Here is a 17,934-nt window from a genome sequence, read left to right as displayed (position 1 = left end):
TTGAGCTGGAGATGCAGTAATAAATAGCCATCCTGTTTCATTGGAAAACCATTCTTTTATACTAAACTTACCACCAGGTTTTAAGTATTGCAGTGAAGTAATATTCTTTCCAAGAGTAGACTGAATCCCAGAAGAAGTTTCAGGGGCACTTTCGCTTATAATACCTGCTACAGCTGTGTTTCTAAATGCTTTTGCAAATTGTCTATTATCAGAGTAAATAATTGTATCTATGAGTTGTTTAATATCCTTTTGATATAGCTTCACTGCCTCAGCTAAGACTAATTCAGCGTTTTTAGTAAAAAAGTTATCGATTCTAGGATTATAGCTACTAAAGCTATTGGCTATATCATGAAAATCAGCTATGAAACAATCATTCCAAGGTACCAATGTTCACGTTTGTCTCAAGTGGATTAAGTAGCTTATCACATCGAATAAAAATCTATAATAAAAGCACCGTAAGGTCAACAATTATTGCTCGCTGCAATCGAATTTGAGGTAGCAATTCATTAAGCATTTTTCCAGAACCAGAGTACCGGTAATAAGAATGTGTTGTCTTTCGCTATCCTTTACTAATGGAAGCCTGCAAAATTGATTTTGAGGCCTTTTTAGCTCTTTTTAGCATTTTAGCTAAGTATTATAGTCTACAAGATCAGCACCTCTAATTTTGGCCTTAATAACCGTTTTTTTGCCTTGAGCAATAAAGAAAACAATTGAGATTATTGCACCAATAGTAAAAACAACTAATCCTTCTAACAATGCTGAATTGATTAAAAATTGCCATAATTTGTATATTCTCAATCCATGTTGTCCTATAAAACTTATACACAAAGTCTTGAGCGTTGAGATAAATCCATTTTTTAAGCATTAAACTATAGAATTTAATACCTATTTCATCGATATCATAAAAATGTTCACCAATTGCTAGCTTAAGCTGTACATATCTCTCGATCGCAAAATAATACAAGCTACTTAAAAATAGTTTTTGATATAGTCGCCATAGAATCCAGAATATCGATAATCCAAAGCCAATTGTTAGAACATTAGCACTACCTTGGCCAAACATTCTTAACTTATGAGCAACTAGCTGTGATCCTCTAGTAAAATGACCTTGATTCTGAAAATTCATCAATCAAGAGTACTTTTTCAACATCTGTAGTTTTTGCTCATATTCTTTTGCTGCAATAAAATTCTCTAATTCATTAATTTTTTTAACATTTTGTCGTATTCTATAACAATATTTAGAATCATTTTTAATAGCTAAATCAAAATTTTCTATTGCTTCTGGCAATTGACCAAAAAATATCTGTGATAGTCTTTTATTATTGTAAGCTTCTGTGTAATCTACCTGTATTTTATAGCAAAACTCAGAATCTCTGAATACCTTATTCTAGGCGTTCTAGTAGTCTTTCTAGTATTCTTAGATATGTTTAATATATGTGCTTTTTTATTCAAAACTAGCGCTAATAACGCTTTAAATTGAATGTTTTTTATTTATATGTAAAATAAAGTTTGCTCTAATAACAATTAGAAATATTAATAATCTATAACATTTAAAGTGGGCAATATATTAGTTGAAGGAGGATGTTCATTAAGGGGTGAAGTAAATATTAGTGGTGCCAAAAATGCTGCGTTGCCAATTATAATAGCATGCTTATTAAGTTCAAAGACTTTAGTGGTGAGTAATATACCACAATTATCAGATGTTAGTGATATATTATCTCTGTTAAAAAATTGCGGTGTACTGGTAGAAGTTATAGGAGATGGTACTATTGCCTTAACAGCTGATAAAATTACAAATGATTTTGTTTTTCCATGCGATTTAGTAAAAAAAACAAGGGCTTCTATTTGGATATTAGTTCCTTTGTTATTACGTCTTGGACGAGCTAAAATTGCATTACCAGGAGGATGTGCAATTGGTCGAAGGCGCATTGATCTACATGTAGCAGTGCTAGAAGCATTTGGAGCAAATATTCAAGTAGATGATGTATATATTAGTGCTAATTGTAGCAGTAAACTATATGGAATAAACTTTACGTTCAATAAGATTTCTGTAGGAGCAACTATTACTGCTATTATGATTGCAGTTTTAGCTAAAGGTAGTACTAAACTTACTAATTGTGCTCAAGAGCCTGAAATTGTTGATTTATGTTACTGTTTAAGAAAAATGGGAGCCGATATTAATGGTATTGGCACTGCTAATATTAGTATTGTAGGAGTAAAAGAGCTCAATGGTACTAACTATAGCATTATTCCTGACCGCATTGAAGCTGGTACTTATATGATAGCAGCAGCAATAACAAAAGGGAAAATTCAACTTAACAATGTTATATTTGATCATCTGAAGTCAGTAATTGTTAAACTGCAGTTATCAGGTGCAATAATACAATATCAAAGTAAAAATAGTTTAATTATCGAAGGAGCTAGTATTATTAAGCAGGTTAACGTACAAACTAATCCATACCCGAATTTTCCTACTGATCTTCAAGCTCAATTTATGAGTTTAATGTCTATTGCACAAGGAGTATCAGTTATTACTGAAAACATATATGAAAATCGCTATAAGCATGCATTTGAACTAATTAAAATGGGTGCTAATATTGTTATTCAAGATAGAAAAGCAATAGTTACAGGAGTAAAAAAGTTACATGGTACCGAGGTAGTAGCAACTGATCTTAGAGCTTCAGTATCTTTAATTTTAGCTGGATTATCAGCTGATGGACTTACTAGAGTTACACATGTACATCACTTAGACAGAGGTTATGAATTTTTAGTAAAAAAATTGCAGAACTGTAATGCAAGAATTCAAAGAATTTCTGCTTAGTATTTAGAAATTTATATTTTATAATTGAGCTGGATATGTTATTATCAAGTAGGCTATATCTTAAATCAAGAATGATAATTACATATTATTTAGTGTAGCTCTATTAAAAGGTATTGTTGAATATAAGCAATTTTTGATGGTTGAGATTTACTAAGATCAGATTTTTTTTATGAGCACAGATTCGAAAACTCCAGAAAATTTAAGAGATGCTCCAGTAATCACTGTATTTGGAGTAGGAGGTGGCGGAAGTAATGCTATAGACAATATGATTACTTCCAATTTACAGGGGGTAAACTTCATTGTAGCTAACACAGATGCTCAAGCATTAAGCATGTCTTTAGCAAAAGATAAAATTCAGCTTGGGGAAAGTACTATGGGAGCTGGGGCTGATCCTAGTGTAGGAGCTGCTGCAGCAGAGAAATCATATGATGAGATCAAAAATAAGATCGAAAATAGTAATATGATATTTATTGCAGCTGGTATGGGAGGGGGAACTGGAACTGGAGCTGCTCCAGTAGTTGCACGAATTGCTAAAGAACTTGGAATTCTTACTGTTGCCGTTGTAACAAAGCCATTCACTCTTGAAGGCGGCCAACGAATGAAGATTGCTGAAGCTGGGATTGAAGAGTTACAAAAATATGTTGATACTGTAATAATAATTCCAAACCAATATTTGTTTAGAGTCAGTAATCAGGTTACTACTTTTGTTGAAGCTTTTAAGATGGCTGATACAGTGTTAACTGATGCAGTAACTAATATGACCAATTTAATTAATTTACCAGGGTTAATTAATTTAGATTTCGCTGATGTTGTTACTATTATTAAGAAAGGCGGTAAATCAATGATGGGGACTGGAGAAGCTAGCGGAGAGGATAGAGCTATTAAGGCAGCAGAAACTGCTATATCTAATCCCTTGCTTGATAATTCTTCAATAAAAAAAGCAAAAGGAGTATTGATTCATATTACTGGTGGAAATGACATGACTTTAATGGAAGTTGATGAAGCAGTAAATCATATTCGTAAGGAAATAGATGATGATGATTCTAGTATTATATTTGGTGCAACATTTAATCCAGATCTACAAGGAAAAATTAAGATATCAGTGGTTGCTTCCTCTATTAGTAATCAATTACCGGAGGATAAAAAATCAGTAAATGATACAAACGAAGATGCAAATGAAGATACAAACGCAGATGCTTATTCTGTTAATTTCGAGCATGCTAAAGCATCTGAATTAAATAGTAATGTAGTAGATCATAGTTTAGCTAATGCTACTAATGCAGCCAATGATACTATTAATCATCAATTACATAAAGATAATAGCTTATCATCACTGTATTCTTCTTCAACTATGCAGTTAGAGGGCGCACCAACAAAAACTAGAATGTCAATTTTTGCTAGAATGTGGCGTAGTATAAAATCTGATTATTCAACTATCAAGGATAAAGAAAGTGAAAACCAAGAGTTTATCAAGGTGGAAGCTGAAGAAAATATTTATGAAATACCAACTTTTTTAAGAAAAAATAAGAAATGACGACATTTATTTAGATTTATTAGTCGATTTTCTTACTATGGTGGTTATTAAACATTTAACTTAGAAAATATTAAAAATTTTATGATTACTTTAAATCAAACGCTTCACCAGACTCTAGGTTTTTTACAATGGACAACAGATGCAGTATTATCAGAAATTAAGGATTATGGAAAAGATCTTATTAAAGATAGTGAAGAGTTTTATACAAAATTTTCTCAAGAAACAAAAAAAAGCTGTGATAAAATAAAAAGTATAATTAGTAGTGACAAGTATTCTGGTATTGAAACTGCTAAAGAGGTGCTTAAAGAAGTTTTAAAGATGCTGCTTGAGCAAGTAAAATGTGTGCAAAAATATATTGTAGCTCGTAAAACAGAATTCGCACTTCTTTCAATAGCTATACCTACAGTAGGAAAGGTTATTGCTCCAATAATCTTAGTTTCATCATTGCTAATATATGCTTTAGATAAAATTATAAAAAAATCAAAATCAGAAGAAACAATAGCAAATACTGAACATGATGTTGAAAGTACTCCAGATTCCAAGAAAATGGATAAATATCCTAAACTTAATGATTTAGCAAAGAGTTACAGTAATATGGATATTACACCATGTTATAACAGTGACATTTCATCTGCTTTAACAAGCCAAGACATAAATTTTATAAAGGCTAGTTCTGCAAAGTTGCATGCATTAGAAAAAACAGCTTGTCATTTAAGTGCCATGCCGCTAAATAGTAAAGAAGATATTACAAAAGCTAGGGAAATGCTTGCTACATATCTTAAGGAACTAACAACTGAGTTTAGCATATTATCTCAACGTGCAAATAATCTTTGTTCTTCAGATAGTTTGCTTAAACCATCTACAAATAATCAAGAGGAAGGTCTTAAAGCAGCTAAGAGTCTGCTTGATTCTACTATTCAAGCAGACGGTATAGATATGGACAAACTTGTTGAACGTGCAGACAAACTTAGTAGTTCAGATAGTTTATTATTTAGAACATCTAAAGAAAAAAATCTTGATGTAGCTAAAAGTATAGTTGATTCCACTATTCAAGCAGATGGTATAGATATAAGCAAACTTGCTGAACGTGCAGATAAACTTAGTAGTTCAGATAGTTTATTTAGACTATCTAAAGAAAAAAATTTTGATGTAGCTAAGAGTGAGATTTCACAAAAAAAAATCCATGAAAAGCTGATTGTTACTACAGTATTAGAAGAAACTACTGCTCAAGAAGGTACACAAACAAAGCAGAAGAAACCAGATTTCAGCAATACTGTTAATAATAATGCTACCACTGCTAACCGTAATAGTAATAAAAAATCCAAACGTACAACCATCATCATTTTGAATAGCAGTTCATTAGCTTTTATTTTAATGCACCATGGCAATGTTTAAATTTTTTTCCTGAATTGCATGGGCATAATTGATTGCGAGATATTTTTCCCAAATACTTAGAAATATCCGTTGGTGTAGGGTTAATGTCCTTACCTTGAAAATTATTGCCTAATATATTTAATAAAGAACTAGAATTTAATGAAGAATCTACATCAATATGCAAACGAGCTACTCTTTGAATAAAAAGATATTTTAAATTTAATAGCATTTGTGTGAACAAATTAAATGCTTCTCTTTTATATTCACTAAGTGGATCTTTTTGCCCATATGCTCTTAAAGATATTCCTTGTTTTAGATGATCTAATGTATATAAATGTTCTTTCCAAATTTGATCTAAAGTTTTAATAAAAATATGTTTAATAGCTTCATTAGCTGATTTTGCTGAATAATCTTGCTGCTGCTGTTTATATATATCAAAAGCAGTCTTAGTAAGATATTCTATAACTTCATGTGAATTAGAAGCACTTTCAATAGAATCCATTTGTAGCTTAACATTAAATATACGCTGATATTCTTTAACTAGTTCTTGAATGTTCCAATCCTCTTTATATGATTTTGGTGGAATAAAGTTATGTACAGTTTCTATAACTAATTCTTCAGTTAAATTATATAATATTTCGTTTACATTATCAGAGCTAATAGCTTCATTACGCTGTTCATATATTACTCTTCTCTGATCATTCATTACATTGTCATACTTTAACAAATTTTTTCTGATTTCATAATTTTGGGCTTCAATTTTTTGTTGTGCAGTTGCTAAAGATCTATTAATTAAAGGATGATGAATAGCTTCTCCATCTTTTAATCCTATTGTACGTAAAATTTTTGCAACTCTATCAGAAGCAAAAATTCGCATTAAATCATCTTCTAAAGATAAAAAGAATTTTGTTTGTCCTGGATCGCCTTGCCGCCCACATCTTCCACGTAACTGATTATCTATTCTTCGACTCTCATGCCTTTCAGTACCAACTACAAAAAGCCCTCCTGCTTTAATGACTTGCTCCTTCTCTTTTTCTGTTTGGATCTTAGTTTTTTCCAACTTTTTCTGATATTCTTCTTCAGCTAAATTAGCTCGATCTACAAGCATTTCAGCGTTTCCTCCTAGCATTATGTCTGTGCCACGACCTGCCATATTTGTAGCTATAGTAACTGCTTTTAATCTACCTGCTTGAGCAATAATATAAGCCTCTTTATCGTGATGTTTAGCATTAAGAACATTGTGAGGAATTTTTTTACTATGCAATAGCTTAGATAATTCTTCAGACTTTTCAATACTAACAGTACCAACAAGTACTGGCTGACCTTTAGCATAGCACTGTTGAATAAGCTGAATTATTGCGCTATATTTATCTTTCTTAGTGCTATATATTTCATCATCATAATCTATTCTTTGTACTGTTTTATGAGTTGGTATAGGTACAACATCTAAGTTATATATCTCTTTTAGTTCTGTAGCTTCAGTTATAGCAGTTCCAGTCATACCTGATAGCTTTGTATACATTCTAAAGTAGTTTTGAAAGGTAATTGATGCTAATGTTTGATTTTCATTTTGGATTTCAACTTTTTCTTTAGCTTCTAGAGCTTGATGTAGTCCTTCAGAATATCTTCGACTATCCATGGTTCGGCCAGTAAATTCATCAATTATAATAACTTTGCCATTTTTAACTAAATAATCAACGTTACGGCGAAAAAGTGTATGTGCTTTTAGAGATTGATTAATATAGTGAATTAAATGCATGTTTTCAAAATCATACAAACTACTACTATTAGCTGCGAATAAATTAGCTTCAATAAGCATTTTTTCTAATTTATTGATTCCTAAATCTGTCAGAGTAACATTACGTAATTTTTCATCTTTTTCATAATCATCTTTATTAAGCTTTGTTATTAATTGGTTAATTATTGGATATAATGATGTGTTATCACTTACAGGTCCAGAAATAATTAGAGGAGTTCTAGCTTCATCAATCAGAATTGAGTCTATTTCATCAATAATAGCATAGTTACAACTTCTTTGAACTTTTGATTTATTATTAAATTGCATATTATCTCGTAAAAAGTCAAATCCAAGCTCATTATTAGTAACATAAGTAATATCACTGTTATAAGCAATTCTTCTTGAGGACTCTGCTGTATTACTAGTAATACAACCCACTGTTATATTCAAAAACCTGTGAATTGTTCCCATCCAATCGCTATCTCTTTGAGCTAAATAGTCATTTACTGTAACAATATGAACTCCCTTACCCATAAGTGCATTTAAATAGGATGGTAATGTTGCCACTAAGGTTTTTCCTTCACCTGTACTCATTTCAACAACTTTACCTTGATGTAGCAATATTCCTCCAATGAGCTGTTCATCATAGTGCTGCATCCCTGTAGTTCTTTTTGCTGCTTCTTTTACTACTGCAAAAGCTTCATATTGCATACTATCTATAGGTTCATTATTAGCTAAACGTGCTTTAAACTCACTGGTTTTATTTCTTAATTCACCATTACTAAGTTGAGCTAAAGTACTTTCAATACTATGAATATGTTGAATTTTTGACCTAAGATCAGCGATAATTCTATCGCTAGATGTTTTAAATATACTTCTTATAAATTTTAGCATTATTCTAAAATATTTGTACTATATCAATTTTGAAATTATTTTCTTTTATTATAGGCTGTACAATGGAAAGTAAAGAATTTAATTAGTTATATGCAGCTGAATATATTAAATTATTAAATTTAACATTTTTAGATATACATACAACAAAATATGTACTTTTAAAAGTATTCATAAGCTGATTATTTTAATTTAGTTGACTAATGTTATTTTAATAGTTAAAAGTTTTAAGTATTAAAGAATTAGTAAATATTAAAAACTATGATAAAGAACCTCATTACCAATGTTTCAATTGCTACTGCACTGCTGTTAGCTACTTCATGTCAAGCTCAAGATATCAATCAAGGTAAGGTTGTAGTTAATAATAAAGTAAATCAATTAACTGAACAAGGAAACAAGATTGTTGTAGCTTATAATAATAAGCAAGTTAGTATATCAGATATAGCATCATACTTCAATGAGACTGTGGGTAACTTTTATGCATATTCATTGCAGCAGCAACAGGCTTTAATTAAAGCTTATGTTATGGATAAATTGCTGGAAGAAGAAGTTAAAAAGCTAAATATTGAAAATGATGTTACTTTTCAGGAAGCATTAAAAATGCTAAAACGTGCCTTAGCAGTACAAATATTATTAAAGAAAAATGTTCCAACTTTAAAAGAAGATGAGTATCCATTTTTTCAAAAGCAGTTTTCTAGTACAAAAGTTAAAATTAGCCATATTGTACTAAGCAACCAAGAAAAAGCTCAAGAAATTAAAGATAAGCTCAATAAAGGTGAATCTTTTGAAAAGATTGCAAAAGAAGAATCTCTAGATAAAGAGACAAAAGAAAATGGTGGTGTAATTGAGCGTTGGTTTTTTCAAGGAGATTTGCCAGAGTCTGTTTTTGCACTGCAGGAGGGTGGTATATCTGAACCTATTCAGTTTTCTAAAGGAACATGGCAGCTTATAAAATTAAATAGCAAAGCTCCACATATACCAAGCAAAGAGGAAGTAGATGAATATACATTCAACCTTAGAGCTGAAAAATATGCAACTGCTTTGTATGATGCTGCTAATGTTAAAATAATAACTGATGCTTTAAATAATATAGAAAAAAGCGAAACTAGTGCTGACAAGCAAATAGCACAGGATAGCGCAGAGAACAGTGTTAGCATGAAAACTGATTTAAATGAATCTAGTATAAAGAAGAAAAGTTCTAATACGAAAAAATTTCTAACAAAAAATCTAATGCAAAAAGAATAATTTTGCAATTTTCAAAGCTTCATTTAATACAGGTTAGTTTAAAATAAACAAATCTGTATTAACTTCGAACTAAATTATAAAAATCGCATATTAAAAACAATGAGCCAGTAATAATTATGTTACCTTGTTGCTGTTCAAAATCTTGGCTAGATTTAATAGCTGCAACTATAGCATCAATTAATGATTCAGTAGGAGTAGATATAAGTTTCATATCGTTAACATATATAGCTAGTGCTTCAGCGCTATAACTAGCTGGCTCAGCTATTACGCTAACTGTAAACACCTGAGTAATAATATCTGCAAAATATGATAAAAATGGCTTTACTTCTCTATTTTTTGTCATACCTAAAATCAAGTATATTGGCGATGCTAAATTTTCTCTAATAAAATTTGATAGTGACTGCGCTCCTCCTATATTATGTGCGCCATCAAGCCAAATTTGTGGCATATGCTGCTGTTTTATAATACACTTTTTTTTATCTAAAGCTCGCATAATCAAGTTAGAAATTTTATCATATTGCGATAGATCAATTTTCTCTAATCTTCCTGGCCAAGTAGCATTACTTATACCTTTCTGAATATTATCAGTACTAAAATTGAAATGATTAGTTATAACTTTACATGTTGCAATAGCAGTAGCAGCATTTATAACCTGATGATCTCCTAGCAGAGATGGTAGAGAAAATTGATGAGTAAAATTATGGGATAAAAACTTAAAACTATCATTTTGTTTTTGAATGCCAAAATCATATTCATAGACTATAGGGATTGCTTTTACTTTCACAGCATAATCTATCAAAAGATCATATACTTGCTGCACTTGACAGCTAATAATACAAGGAGCATTAGCCTTAATAATACCAGCTTTCTCAGTAGCAATAGTATTTAGTGTAGGACCAAGATACTCCATGTGATCGTAAGAAATCGGTGTAATTATTGTAGCAATAGGATTATCTATTACATTTGTTGAGTCAAGTCTTCCACCCATTCCAGTCTCCAATAGTAAAATATCGGCCTTATTTTCTGCAAATGCTAAAAATGCAGCAGCTGTTGTGCCTTCAAAAAAAGTAGGAGCTATATTAATCTTAGATGCTGCAATTCTAGTTCTTTCAATAATATTAAATAAATACCGATCATCAATATAATTAGATGCAATTGTAATTCTTTCATTAAAATGTAATAGATGCGGAGAAATGTAACTATGTACTTTATAACCTGAAGACTCAAATATTGCTCTTAAATAAGCATTAGTGGAGCCTTTGCCGTTAGTCCCAGCAACATGTATTACTGGTGGCAGTTCAAGATGTGGATTTTGTAAAGCAGATAGCAACAATTTTATTCGAGTAAGATCATATTTTTTATGATTACGCCAAGGAATTGGCCAATGTGGCATTCGCATCGTATTGTGTTTTTATAAAAAAAATGAATTCTGTATAATTTTAGTTAATAGTATGTAAATTTTACCAATTTTTATTGTTAATAAACAAGTTTTTTAACTATAATTCTAAAAATGCTTTATAAAGCATATATGTCTAATTAATATTATATTATTTTCAATATAATATTAGAACTTTAAAAATAATTGGTTTAGAGATATTTAGTAATATACATGATTAATATTATTTTCCATGATGGAACAGTTAAGCAATATAAAGCAGGAGTTACTGGTCAAGAAATTGTTCAGTCGCTGTCTATTTCGTTATTTAAAAAAGCTGTTGCTATTGAGGTAAATAATGAATTAAAGGATCTTTATATACCAATTATCAATAATGCAACAGTAAAAATTATTACTGTTGATAGTGCTGAAGGAATAAAAATTCTTCGCCATGATACTGCTCATACTTTAGCTCAAGCAGTTAAAAAATTATTTCCAAATACTCAAGTAGTTATTGGACCTGTAATCAAAGATGGATTTTATTATGATTTTGCTAGCGAAAAGCCATTTACTAGCATGGATTTAGAAGCTATTGAGCAAGAAATGAAAGATATTATTGCTAAAAATTATTTGATCAGACGAGAGGTATGGTTACGCAGCAAAGCAATAGAGTTTTTTAAGCAGCAAAAAGAGTTTTATAAGGTGAAGTTGATTGATGAAATTCCTGAATCTGAAGAAATAAGTATATATAGACAAGGAGATTTTATAGATCTATGTCGTGGGCCTCATGCACCAAGTACAGGTCATTGCTCAAAATATTTTAAGTTAACTAAAGTAGCAGGATCATATTGGCGTGGTGATAGTAAAAATGCAGTTTTACAAAGGATTTATGGTACAGCTTGGGGAAAAAAATCAGATCTTGATGCTTACTTGAATAGAATAGCTGATGCTCAAAGGCGAGATCACAGAAAGCTTGGTCGTGAACTTGAATTGTTTCATTTTCAGGATGAAGCACAAGGTATACCATTCTGGCATGATAAGGGGTGGACTATTTTTTCAATTATTAAAAACTATATTAGCTATCAAATTCAACGGTCCGGCTATATTGAAGTTAATACTCCTATGGTATTAAATCAAAAATTATGGGAAAAATCTGGGCATTGGGAAAAATTTCGAGAAAGCATGTTTACTTTAAATACCAACACTGCTAGCCAAGATCTAATTCAAGATAAAAATCTTGCATTAAAACCAATGAATTGTCCTGGACATATACAGATTTTTAATTATACGACAAGAAGCTATAGGGACTTACCATTGCGTATGGCTGAATTTGGTGCTTGTCATCGCTATGAGCCTTCAGGAGCATTATACGGTTTGATGAGAGTGCGAAGTTTTATCCAAGATGATGCTCATATTTTTTGTACAGAAGATCAAATAACTGATGAAACAATAAAATTTTACCATTTACTAAAGTTAATATATCAAGATTTTGGATTTTCAGAGGTGAGAATTAAGTTTTCAGATAGACCTAAAAATTATGCTGGTACAAGTGAAATATGGGATAAGGCTGAGCAAGCTTTAATTTATGCTATTGAGATATTAGAAGATAAATATACTATTAATCGCGGCGAAGGAGCTTTTTATGGCCCTAAGCTTGAGTTTATATTAACAGATGCTATTGGTCGTGAGTGGCAATGTGGTACTTTGCAGGTAGATTTTATATTACCAGAACGACTCGATGCTAGCTATATTACTGCTGAAGGAACTAAAAAACGCCCAGTAATATTGCATCGAGCAATATTAGGATCGCTTGAAAGGTTCATTGGTATATTAATCGAACATTATTCTGGCAAGTTGCCAGTATGGCTAGCTCCAATACAAGTTGCTATAGCAACAATCACAGATGAATCAAGTAATTATGCAAAACAACTACATAATGAATTAATTAACAATAACATTAGGTCTAAGCTTGACATTTCTAGTCAGAAAATTAATTATAAAATACGTAGTTTTTTTGCAATGAAAGTTCCTTTAATTGCTATTCTTGGAAAGAAAGAAGTAGAATCGGGGAAAGTAGTTATAAGAAGACTAGGAACTCAGGAACAACAAGTTATGAGTAGCAGTGAGTTAATTGCTCACATTAAGAAAACAAATAAGATTAATTAATTAAGGAGAAATTTTATTTCCACAAGTAAAAATAACCATCATTTGAAGGTAAATGGTGAAATTAAGGCTAAACAAGTTAGACTTATTGATGAAAATGGCAACATGGTTGGTATAGTATCATTGTTAGAGGCACTTAATAAGGCAGAGATAGCAGGATTAGATTTAGTAGAGTTTTCTCAATCTGATTTACCGTTGTGTAAAATATTGGACTACAGTAAGTTCAAATATGAAATTAAGAAAAAAGCTCAACAAGCAAAAAAAAAGCAGGTAAGAACTTCCGTAAAGGAAATTAAGCTGCGTCCTAATATTGCTGCTGGAGATCTTGCAATTAAGATAAGAAACATTAAGCAATTTTTAAGCAAAAATAATAAGGTAAATGTAACTGTGATATTCAAGGGAAGAGAAATAATACATACTGAATTTGGAAAGCAAATACTTGATAATATTATTAATGCATGCCAAGAAGAAGGTAAAATAGAATCTTTTCCTAAAATGCAGGGCCAGGCTATTACAATGACTATATCTCCTAATACTGTAAAAACTAAGCGCTGATTTAGAATAACTCAAAGTAGCTTTAAAGTATTATTGTAATTGGTTTTGTATAGTTAATATCCAAGTGTATTTCTTGTTTTTAGTTTCTTCCTTGTTGCATTTTAACTTAGTATATGTTGTCATAGGACTTTAAGTTACACTAGCTATCCTTTCAAAAAAGAGTAGCTAAGAATGGTATATTTTAGTACATATTGCTGCTATACCATGGTCTTTCTTTAAATTTTTGAAAAACACTTAGCATGTGTTTACATTATATCATTGTCTATAGGTAAAATTGGTCTTGTAAGGCAGATAGAATCAGTATGAAGATGAAAATAGGTTTTGCGCATAAGAGTTATTATGCTCCCTATATTCGAACTTTTGAATAACAATTTTAGAATAATTTATAAAAAAATTCTAAAACTACCTGCTATAGCTGTATTTTTGGAGGCAAAAAGTGCAACATATAATATTCGATATTATAACCAATAGTTGTAATTTTACTAAAAGTAACAGTGTTAATAATGACACAATTTTTTACTATTTTATTGGAAATTTTATATCAGCAGAGTGGAAAAATCTGATTGGAGATAATGGCAAAGCTTTAAGTAAAACCTGTAAATAATTCCTATCATTCATAGTATTTAGACTGCAGCGCTATTATAACAACAATTTAAAAATTTTCAGCAGTATAGTGAAAAAGGCGAAATTATAACCTTACCAGAAAAAAATTTTTGCTCCAATGCAAAAGAAATTTCAGGTCAACCTGAAACTTTTGTCAGGGACATATATAGAGATATAAAAAAATCTAATATATCTAGTCTAGTGAGTTAGTAGAGAACAACAAAAATGATTTTAAAAATGAAATTTCAATTGAAGATCACAGACATGAATCATTAAATATTCTCAGAGTTTTGAATGATAAAAAATGCTATTTCAAAAGAAAAAGGCTAGAAGAATTTTATCCACTAACACCAGAAGATGCACTGACATTGCAATATAAGTCTAATAGAGAGTTCAACATATACTTTATCAATTAACATGGTAAAAAATTGTGTCATTATTGACACTATTATTTTTAGTAACATTACAACTAATAGTTGTAATATTGAGTACTATATGTTGCACTTTTTGCCTCCAAAAATACAGCTATAGCAGTGATTTTAGAATATTTTTACAAATTATTCTAAAATTTTTATTTAAAAGATAGAATATAGGGTGCATAACCAGTTTTATACAAAACTTATTTTCATCTTCATACTGATTCTATCTGCCTTACAAGACCAATTTTACCTATAGACAATGATACTAGTAATCATACCCTAATGAAAAAGGTTGAAAGTCATATTCAATATAAAGAAGAAGAAAAGCTAATTTTCGTTAACTTTCACACTTTATAGAACCTACTATTAACTTGTGTTAACTTTCATTAATTTTTCAATATTCAACTTTAACTATAATTAAATTTACAAAATTTGTCAAAATTACAAAAAAATTAAAGCAAAAGGCCGAAAATAGGGATAATAAAAATTTAGGAAATTTAGCGCTAATTTTTAATTCAGAAGTGAAACTAATGATTAAGAAACGCATACAACCTAAGGGTAACCAAGCTATTTTCAAGTCAGATATATTATGAATGAAATAGCACAAAAAAATTGCTATAAAACAAGCATAATTATTTGATCAGTTATTTAACCACAGTATCTATCTTATTAATAATAATCAATTATATAGTAATTATGTCTTCAATAGTATTAAAGTTTACAAATCAATCACTAAGTAGACTCCGAATGAAAAAACAGTTTATAGAGATCAAAAGTAGACTGGTTTTAAAGAGTATCAAGTAGTGGAACAAGTTATTTAGACAAGAAATATAAAAACCAGGGGCTAAAGAGCATATCTATGCGTTAGATACGCTAGAAAAAAAAGCAAGAGAATTGAAGACATTACTGGCAAAAGGAATAGATCCAAGAGAAGTGAAACGCAAACAAAAAGATTAATACCAAGCGGTAATCAAAGAAAAGAGTTATTAGTAATGTATTATTATATCATTCTAGTCTAAAACTTAAGTTAGTAACTAATATAGATGAGTATTAATACAATTTATGATTGACTACCTGCATACTAAATTTATAATGTTACTGGCATATAGTTCTGTAGGACTTTTGCTAACTAACAAAGATAATATTTAGGAAGTAATATTGAGTAACTATGAATTTACATGAAGCTGCTAAATCTGGAAATATTGATGAAGTAAGACGACTCCTTGAGGAAGAAGGTATCAATGTCAATTTGGTAGACGATAATGGAAGCTCTGCTTTACATTATGCTGCTCTATATGGTCATATAAGTATTGTGAGGGTTCTGCTAGATTATGGGGCTGAGGTCAATTTACAAAATAATAGTATGGAATGTTCTTTGCGTTATGCTGCTAGGTATGGTTATACAGATATTGCGCAGATGTTGCTGAATCATGGAGCTAGGGTTGACTTACAAGATTCTCACAACTGTAGCCCGTTATACTGGGCATCTTATGAAGGAAGAGAGGAAATCGTGAAGCTTTTATTGGCTCATGGGGCTAATGTTAATTTACTAAGTGATTTCAGTTATCCTTTATCTGCAGCTGCCATAACGGGAAATACAGAGATAGCAAGGCTTTTGTTGAAGCATGGAGCTGATCCTAATTTAGGGGATTATAAACTTAGTACTTCATTGCATAATGCTGTTTTTGGACGCCAAACTAATACTATAAAACTTTTGTTAGATTATAATGCTGATATCAATTCGAAAGATCATGTTGGTATTACTCCATTCCAGAGTGCTTGTACTGAATTTATTAATAGTCCAAGTCAATGTCTAGACATGATGAAGTTACTGGTTGCTCATATTATTAAGTTAAAGCATACCAATCCGGAAATTACTAATGTAGATGCTTTCATAGAAAATGAATCCCATATGTAACACTGTATTAGCATCACAAGCACTTGACCTATTTAAAAATGAATGCGAGGAAGAAATATCAAAAACTAAAAATACTAAAATTGGTGGAAATAGTTACACTATTTTTGATGTTTGTTTCAAAAGTGGTAACATGCCAGCAAGGTGTGTTAATAATCCTATTCTTGAGACTTGTAAAAACCAATTACGCATCTATAAACATGATTTAGAGGACTCTATTTCCAAACTACAAATAAGATCTGGATTATTGCTCAGTGCAGTTAAAGCAAATGAAGCAGTAAATAAAATATTAAATGATGCTAGTCAAGAAGATCATTCAAAAAATCCTGCATCTTTAGATCAATTATCAACTGAAATGAAGAGTAAAATACCAAGATGTCAAGAATATTCTCCATCTTGGAATATATTACCAAATGAATTGAAATATAAAATACTAGAGTCATTAGGTAATGATCACTTAAAAGCAATTTGCTGTCTTCAGAATGAAGAAGAAAGAAATTTAGATAAATTATCTGATGAAAGTGTTAAAAGCCCATTCAGCTGTAGGAGAGCTAGCAGCAGCACGAGCTAAAGAAAGCAGTTCGAGTAGTAGAAGCTTATTATAGTCTATATTGCTAAGTTTTATTTGGATGGCATCATTGGTAATGCTTATAAAAAGTATACAGTATTACATCTGCCTTTTTTTATGGAAGAATGGAAGAGAAAATGGTTTCAATAAAAGTTTATATCCTTGAATATTTATTCAATATTATTCCTTTAAATCATACTAATCTTTTTTGGATATAATAGTGTTGCATAATTATATGCTTTAACAAAGATAGTTAAAGCTGCAACTACTTTACTGCTCATAAAATTTATATGATGAAGGCCATAACACTAAAAACTTTAGTACCGCAATTTGGTCAAGTTAACGGACTATCTCAAGCAGAAAAAATCAATATTGATACAGCTATAAAACAGATATTACAAGAACTTAATTTGCTAAATGAACAATAAGGCTTTTACTGTTAAGATTTTGCTAAAAATCTGATTATAGCTTAAAACATGAAGTAGAAATCACAGTGTAATAGCGTCATCAAATGCTGCTAGCAAATTACATTTGCTTTTTTTGAAAAAGATCTTATTTATTAAAAAATGCTTGCTTCTACGGATTTTAAATTATTACTTAATAGAGTAAATTATCACCTCTATGATATATTAGCAGTAAAAAATACATACAGTATTTTGTATAAAACATAAGTTTTAGATTAGGAAGAACCAGGTAGATGGAAATATTATAAATAGTTTAATAAAGAAAATAT

General features: G+C 30.4%; 15 protein-coding genes. 10 read left to right on the top strand and 5 right to left on the bottom strand.

Features of this window, described 5'->3' with window-relative positions; all coding sequences use genetic code 11:
- The 3 genes from OCHUTO_RS04835 to OCHUTO_RS05750 form a co-directional block, all read right to left on the bottom strand.
- Positions 1–387 (bottom strand): type IV secretion system DNA-binding domain-containing protein (locus tag OCHUTO_RS04835; protein WP_045797623.1); only part of this gene is annotated, 387 nt, incomplete at its 3' end.
- A 283-nt stretch (positions 388–670) separates the two neighbouring features.
- A complete protein-coding gene (locus OCHUTO_RS04830; RefSeq protein ID WP_052694618.1) occupies positions 671–1,126 on the bottom strand; it encodes a TraD N-terminal domain-containing protein in 456 nt (151 codons plus the stop codon).
- A 3-nt stretch (positions 1,127–1,129) separates the two neighbouring features.
- On the bottom strand, positions 1,130–1,288 hold the full coding sequence (locus OCHUTO_RS05750) for a hypothetical protein (protein WP_156961276.1): 159 nt from the start codon (positions 1,286–1,288) through the stop codon (positions 1,130–1,132).
- Between the two features lie 267 nt (positions 1,289–1,555).
- On the opposite strand from OCHUTO_RS05750, the gene murA reads away from it, so the two are divergent.
- From murA to OCHUTO_RS04825, 3 genes are all read left to right on the top strand, one after another.
- The gene (murA, locus tag OCHUTO_RS02335) at positions 1,556–2,821 is read left to right on the top strand and encodes a UDP-N-acetylglucosamine 1-carboxyvinyltransferase (protein ID WP_045797239.1); all 1,266 of its coding nucleotides are present in this window, start codon (positions 1,556–1,558) and stop codon (positions 2,819–2,821) included.
- 169 nt (positions 2,822–2,990) lie between these two features.
- Positions 2,991–4,355, top strand: coding sequence for a cell division protein FtsZ (gene ftsZ / locus OCHUTO_RS02330; protein WP_045797238.1), 1,365 nt, complete (start codon positions 2,991–2,993; stop codon positions 4,353–4,355).
- An 81-nt stretch (positions 4,356–4,436) separates the two neighbouring features.
- Positions 4,437–5,750, top strand: coding sequence for a hypothetical protein (locus OCHUTO_RS04825; protein ID WP_052694617.1), 1,314 nt, complete (start codon positions 4,437–4,439; stop codon positions 5,748–5,750).
- Here OCHUTO_RS04825 and secA read toward each other — a convergent pair.
- Entirely contained in the window at positions 5,722–8,361 is a 2,640-nt protein-coding gene (gene secA, locus OCHUTO_RS02320; RefSeq protein WP_045797237.1) for a preprotein translocase subunit SecA, read from the bottom strand. The two genes, OCHUTO_RS04825 and secA, sit on opposite strands and share 29 nt — an antisense overlap.
- Before the next feature lie 258 nt (positions 8,362–8,619).
- Between secA and OCHUTO_RS02315 the strand changes: the two genes are divergently transcribed.
- Positions 8,620–9,603: a peptidylprolyl isomerase gene (locus OCHUTO_RS02315; protein ID WP_045797236.1), complete on the top strand. Its 984-nt coding sequence runs from the start codon at positions 8,620–8,622 to the stop codon at positions 9,601–9,603.
- 58 nt (positions 9,604–9,661) lie between these two features.
- On the opposite strand, the gene OCHUTO_RS02310 is transcribed toward OCHUTO_RS02315, so the two are convergent.
- Entirely contained in the window at positions 9,662–11,002 is a 1,341-nt protein-coding gene (locus OCHUTO_RS02310) for a bifunctional folylpolyglutamate synthase/dihydrofolate synthase (RefSeq protein ID WP_045797235.1), read from the bottom strand.
- A gap of 210 nt (positions 11,003–11,212) precedes the next feature.
- Here OCHUTO_RS02310 and thrS point away from each other — a divergent pair, with 210 nt between their 5' ends.
- The 6 genes from thrS (at position 11,213) to OCHUTO_RS05745 (ending at position 17,629) form a co-directional block, all read left to right on the top strand.
- Positions 11,213–13,144: a threonine--tRNA ligase gene (gene thrS / locus OCHUTO_RS02305; protein WP_045797234.1), complete on the top strand. Its 1,932-nt coding sequence runs from the start codon at positions 11,213–11,215 to the stop codon at positions 13,142–13,144.
- A 42-nt stretch (positions 13,145–13,186) separates the two neighbouring features.
- Positions 13,187–13,696 (top strand): translation initiation factor IF-3, encoded by a 510-nt coding sequence (gene infC / locus OCHUTO_RS02300; protein ID WP_045797233.1) that lies wholly within the window; start codon positions 13,187–13,189, stop codon positions 13,694–13,696.
- Between the two features lie 436 nt (positions 13,697–14,132).
- Positions 14,133–14,300 (top strand): hypothetical protein, encoded by a 168-nt coding sequence (locus OCHUTO_RS07070; RefSeq protein ID WP_370664240.1) that lies wholly within the window; start codon positions 14,133–14,135, stop codon positions 14,298–14,300.
- A gap of 1,586 nt (positions 14,301–15,886) precedes the next feature.
- Complete coding sequence (locus OCHUTO_RS02290; RefSeq protein ID WP_045797232.1) at positions 15,887–16,636, top strand: ankyrin repeat domain-containing protein; 750 nt, start codon at positions 15,887–15,889, stop codon at positions 16,634–16,636.
- Entirely contained in the window at positions 16,620–17,204 is a 585-nt protein-coding gene (locus tag OCHUTO_RS02285; RefSeq protein WP_045797231.1) for a PRANC domain-containing protein, read from the top strand. Before OCHUTO_RS02290 ends, OCHUTO_RS02285 begins: the two co-directional genes overlap by 17 nt.
- Positions 17,205–17,491: 287 nt before the next feature.
- Positions 17,492–17,629, top strand: a complete 138-nt coding sequence (locus tag OCHUTO_RS05745) for a hypothetical protein (protein ID WP_156961275.1) — start codon at positions 17,492–17,494, stop codon at positions 17,627–17,629.
- Positions 17,630–17,934: the final 305 nt, after the last annotated feature.

It is taken from the genome of Orientia chuto str. Dubai, from assembly GCF_000964595.1.
In the GTDB taxonomy this organism is placed as follows: domain Bacteria; phylum Pseudomonadota; class Alphaproteobacteria; order Rickettsiales; family Rickettsiaceae; genus Orientia; species Orientia mediorientalis.
The sequence above is the reverse complement of the archived record's forward strand: the minus strand, read 5'-3'. Positions and strand labels throughout refer to the sequence as shown.

Bases quoted from the DNA above. Each gene is read 5' to 3' on its own strand.
- OCHUTO_RS02315 (WP_045797236.1), top strand. From the start codon at position 8,620: ATGATAAAGAACCTCATTACCAATGTTTCAATTGCTACTGCACTGCTG.
- OCHUTO_RS05745 (WP_156961275.1), top strand. From the start codon at position 17,492: ATGATGAAGGCCATAACACTAAAAACTTTAGTACCGCAATTTGGTCAA.
- OCHUTO_RS02310 (WP_045797235.1), bottom strand. From the start codon at position 11,002: ATGCGAATGCCACATTGGCCAATTCCTTGGCGTAATCATAAAAAATAT.
- ftsZ (WP_045797238.1), top strand. From the start codon at position 2,991: ATGAGCACAGATTCGAAAACTCCAGAAAATTTAAGAGATGCTCCAGTA.
- OCHUTO_RS02285 (WP_045797231.1), top strand. From the start codon at position 16,620: ATGAATCCCATATGTAACACTGTATTAGCATCACAAGCACTTGACCTA.
- secA (WP_045797237.1), bottom strand. From the start codon at position 8,361: ATGCTAAAATTTATAAGAAGTATATTTAAAACATCTAGCGATAGAATT.
- thrS (WP_045797234.1), top strand. From the start codon at position 11,213: ATGATTAATATTATTTTCCATGATGGAACAGTTAAGCAATATAAAGCA.
- OCHUTO_RS04825 (WP_052694617.1), top strand. From the start codon at position 4,437: ATGATTACTTTAAATCAAACGCTTCACCAGACTCTAGGTTTTTTACAA.
- OCHUTO_RS02290 (WP_045797232.1), top strand. From the start codon at position 15,887: ATGAATTTACATGAAGCTGCTAAATCTGGAAATATTGATGAAGTAAGA.
- OCHUTO_RS04830 (WP_052694618.1), bottom strand. From the start codon at position 1,126: ATGAATTTTCAGAATCAAGGTCATTTTACTAGAGGATCACAGCTAGTT.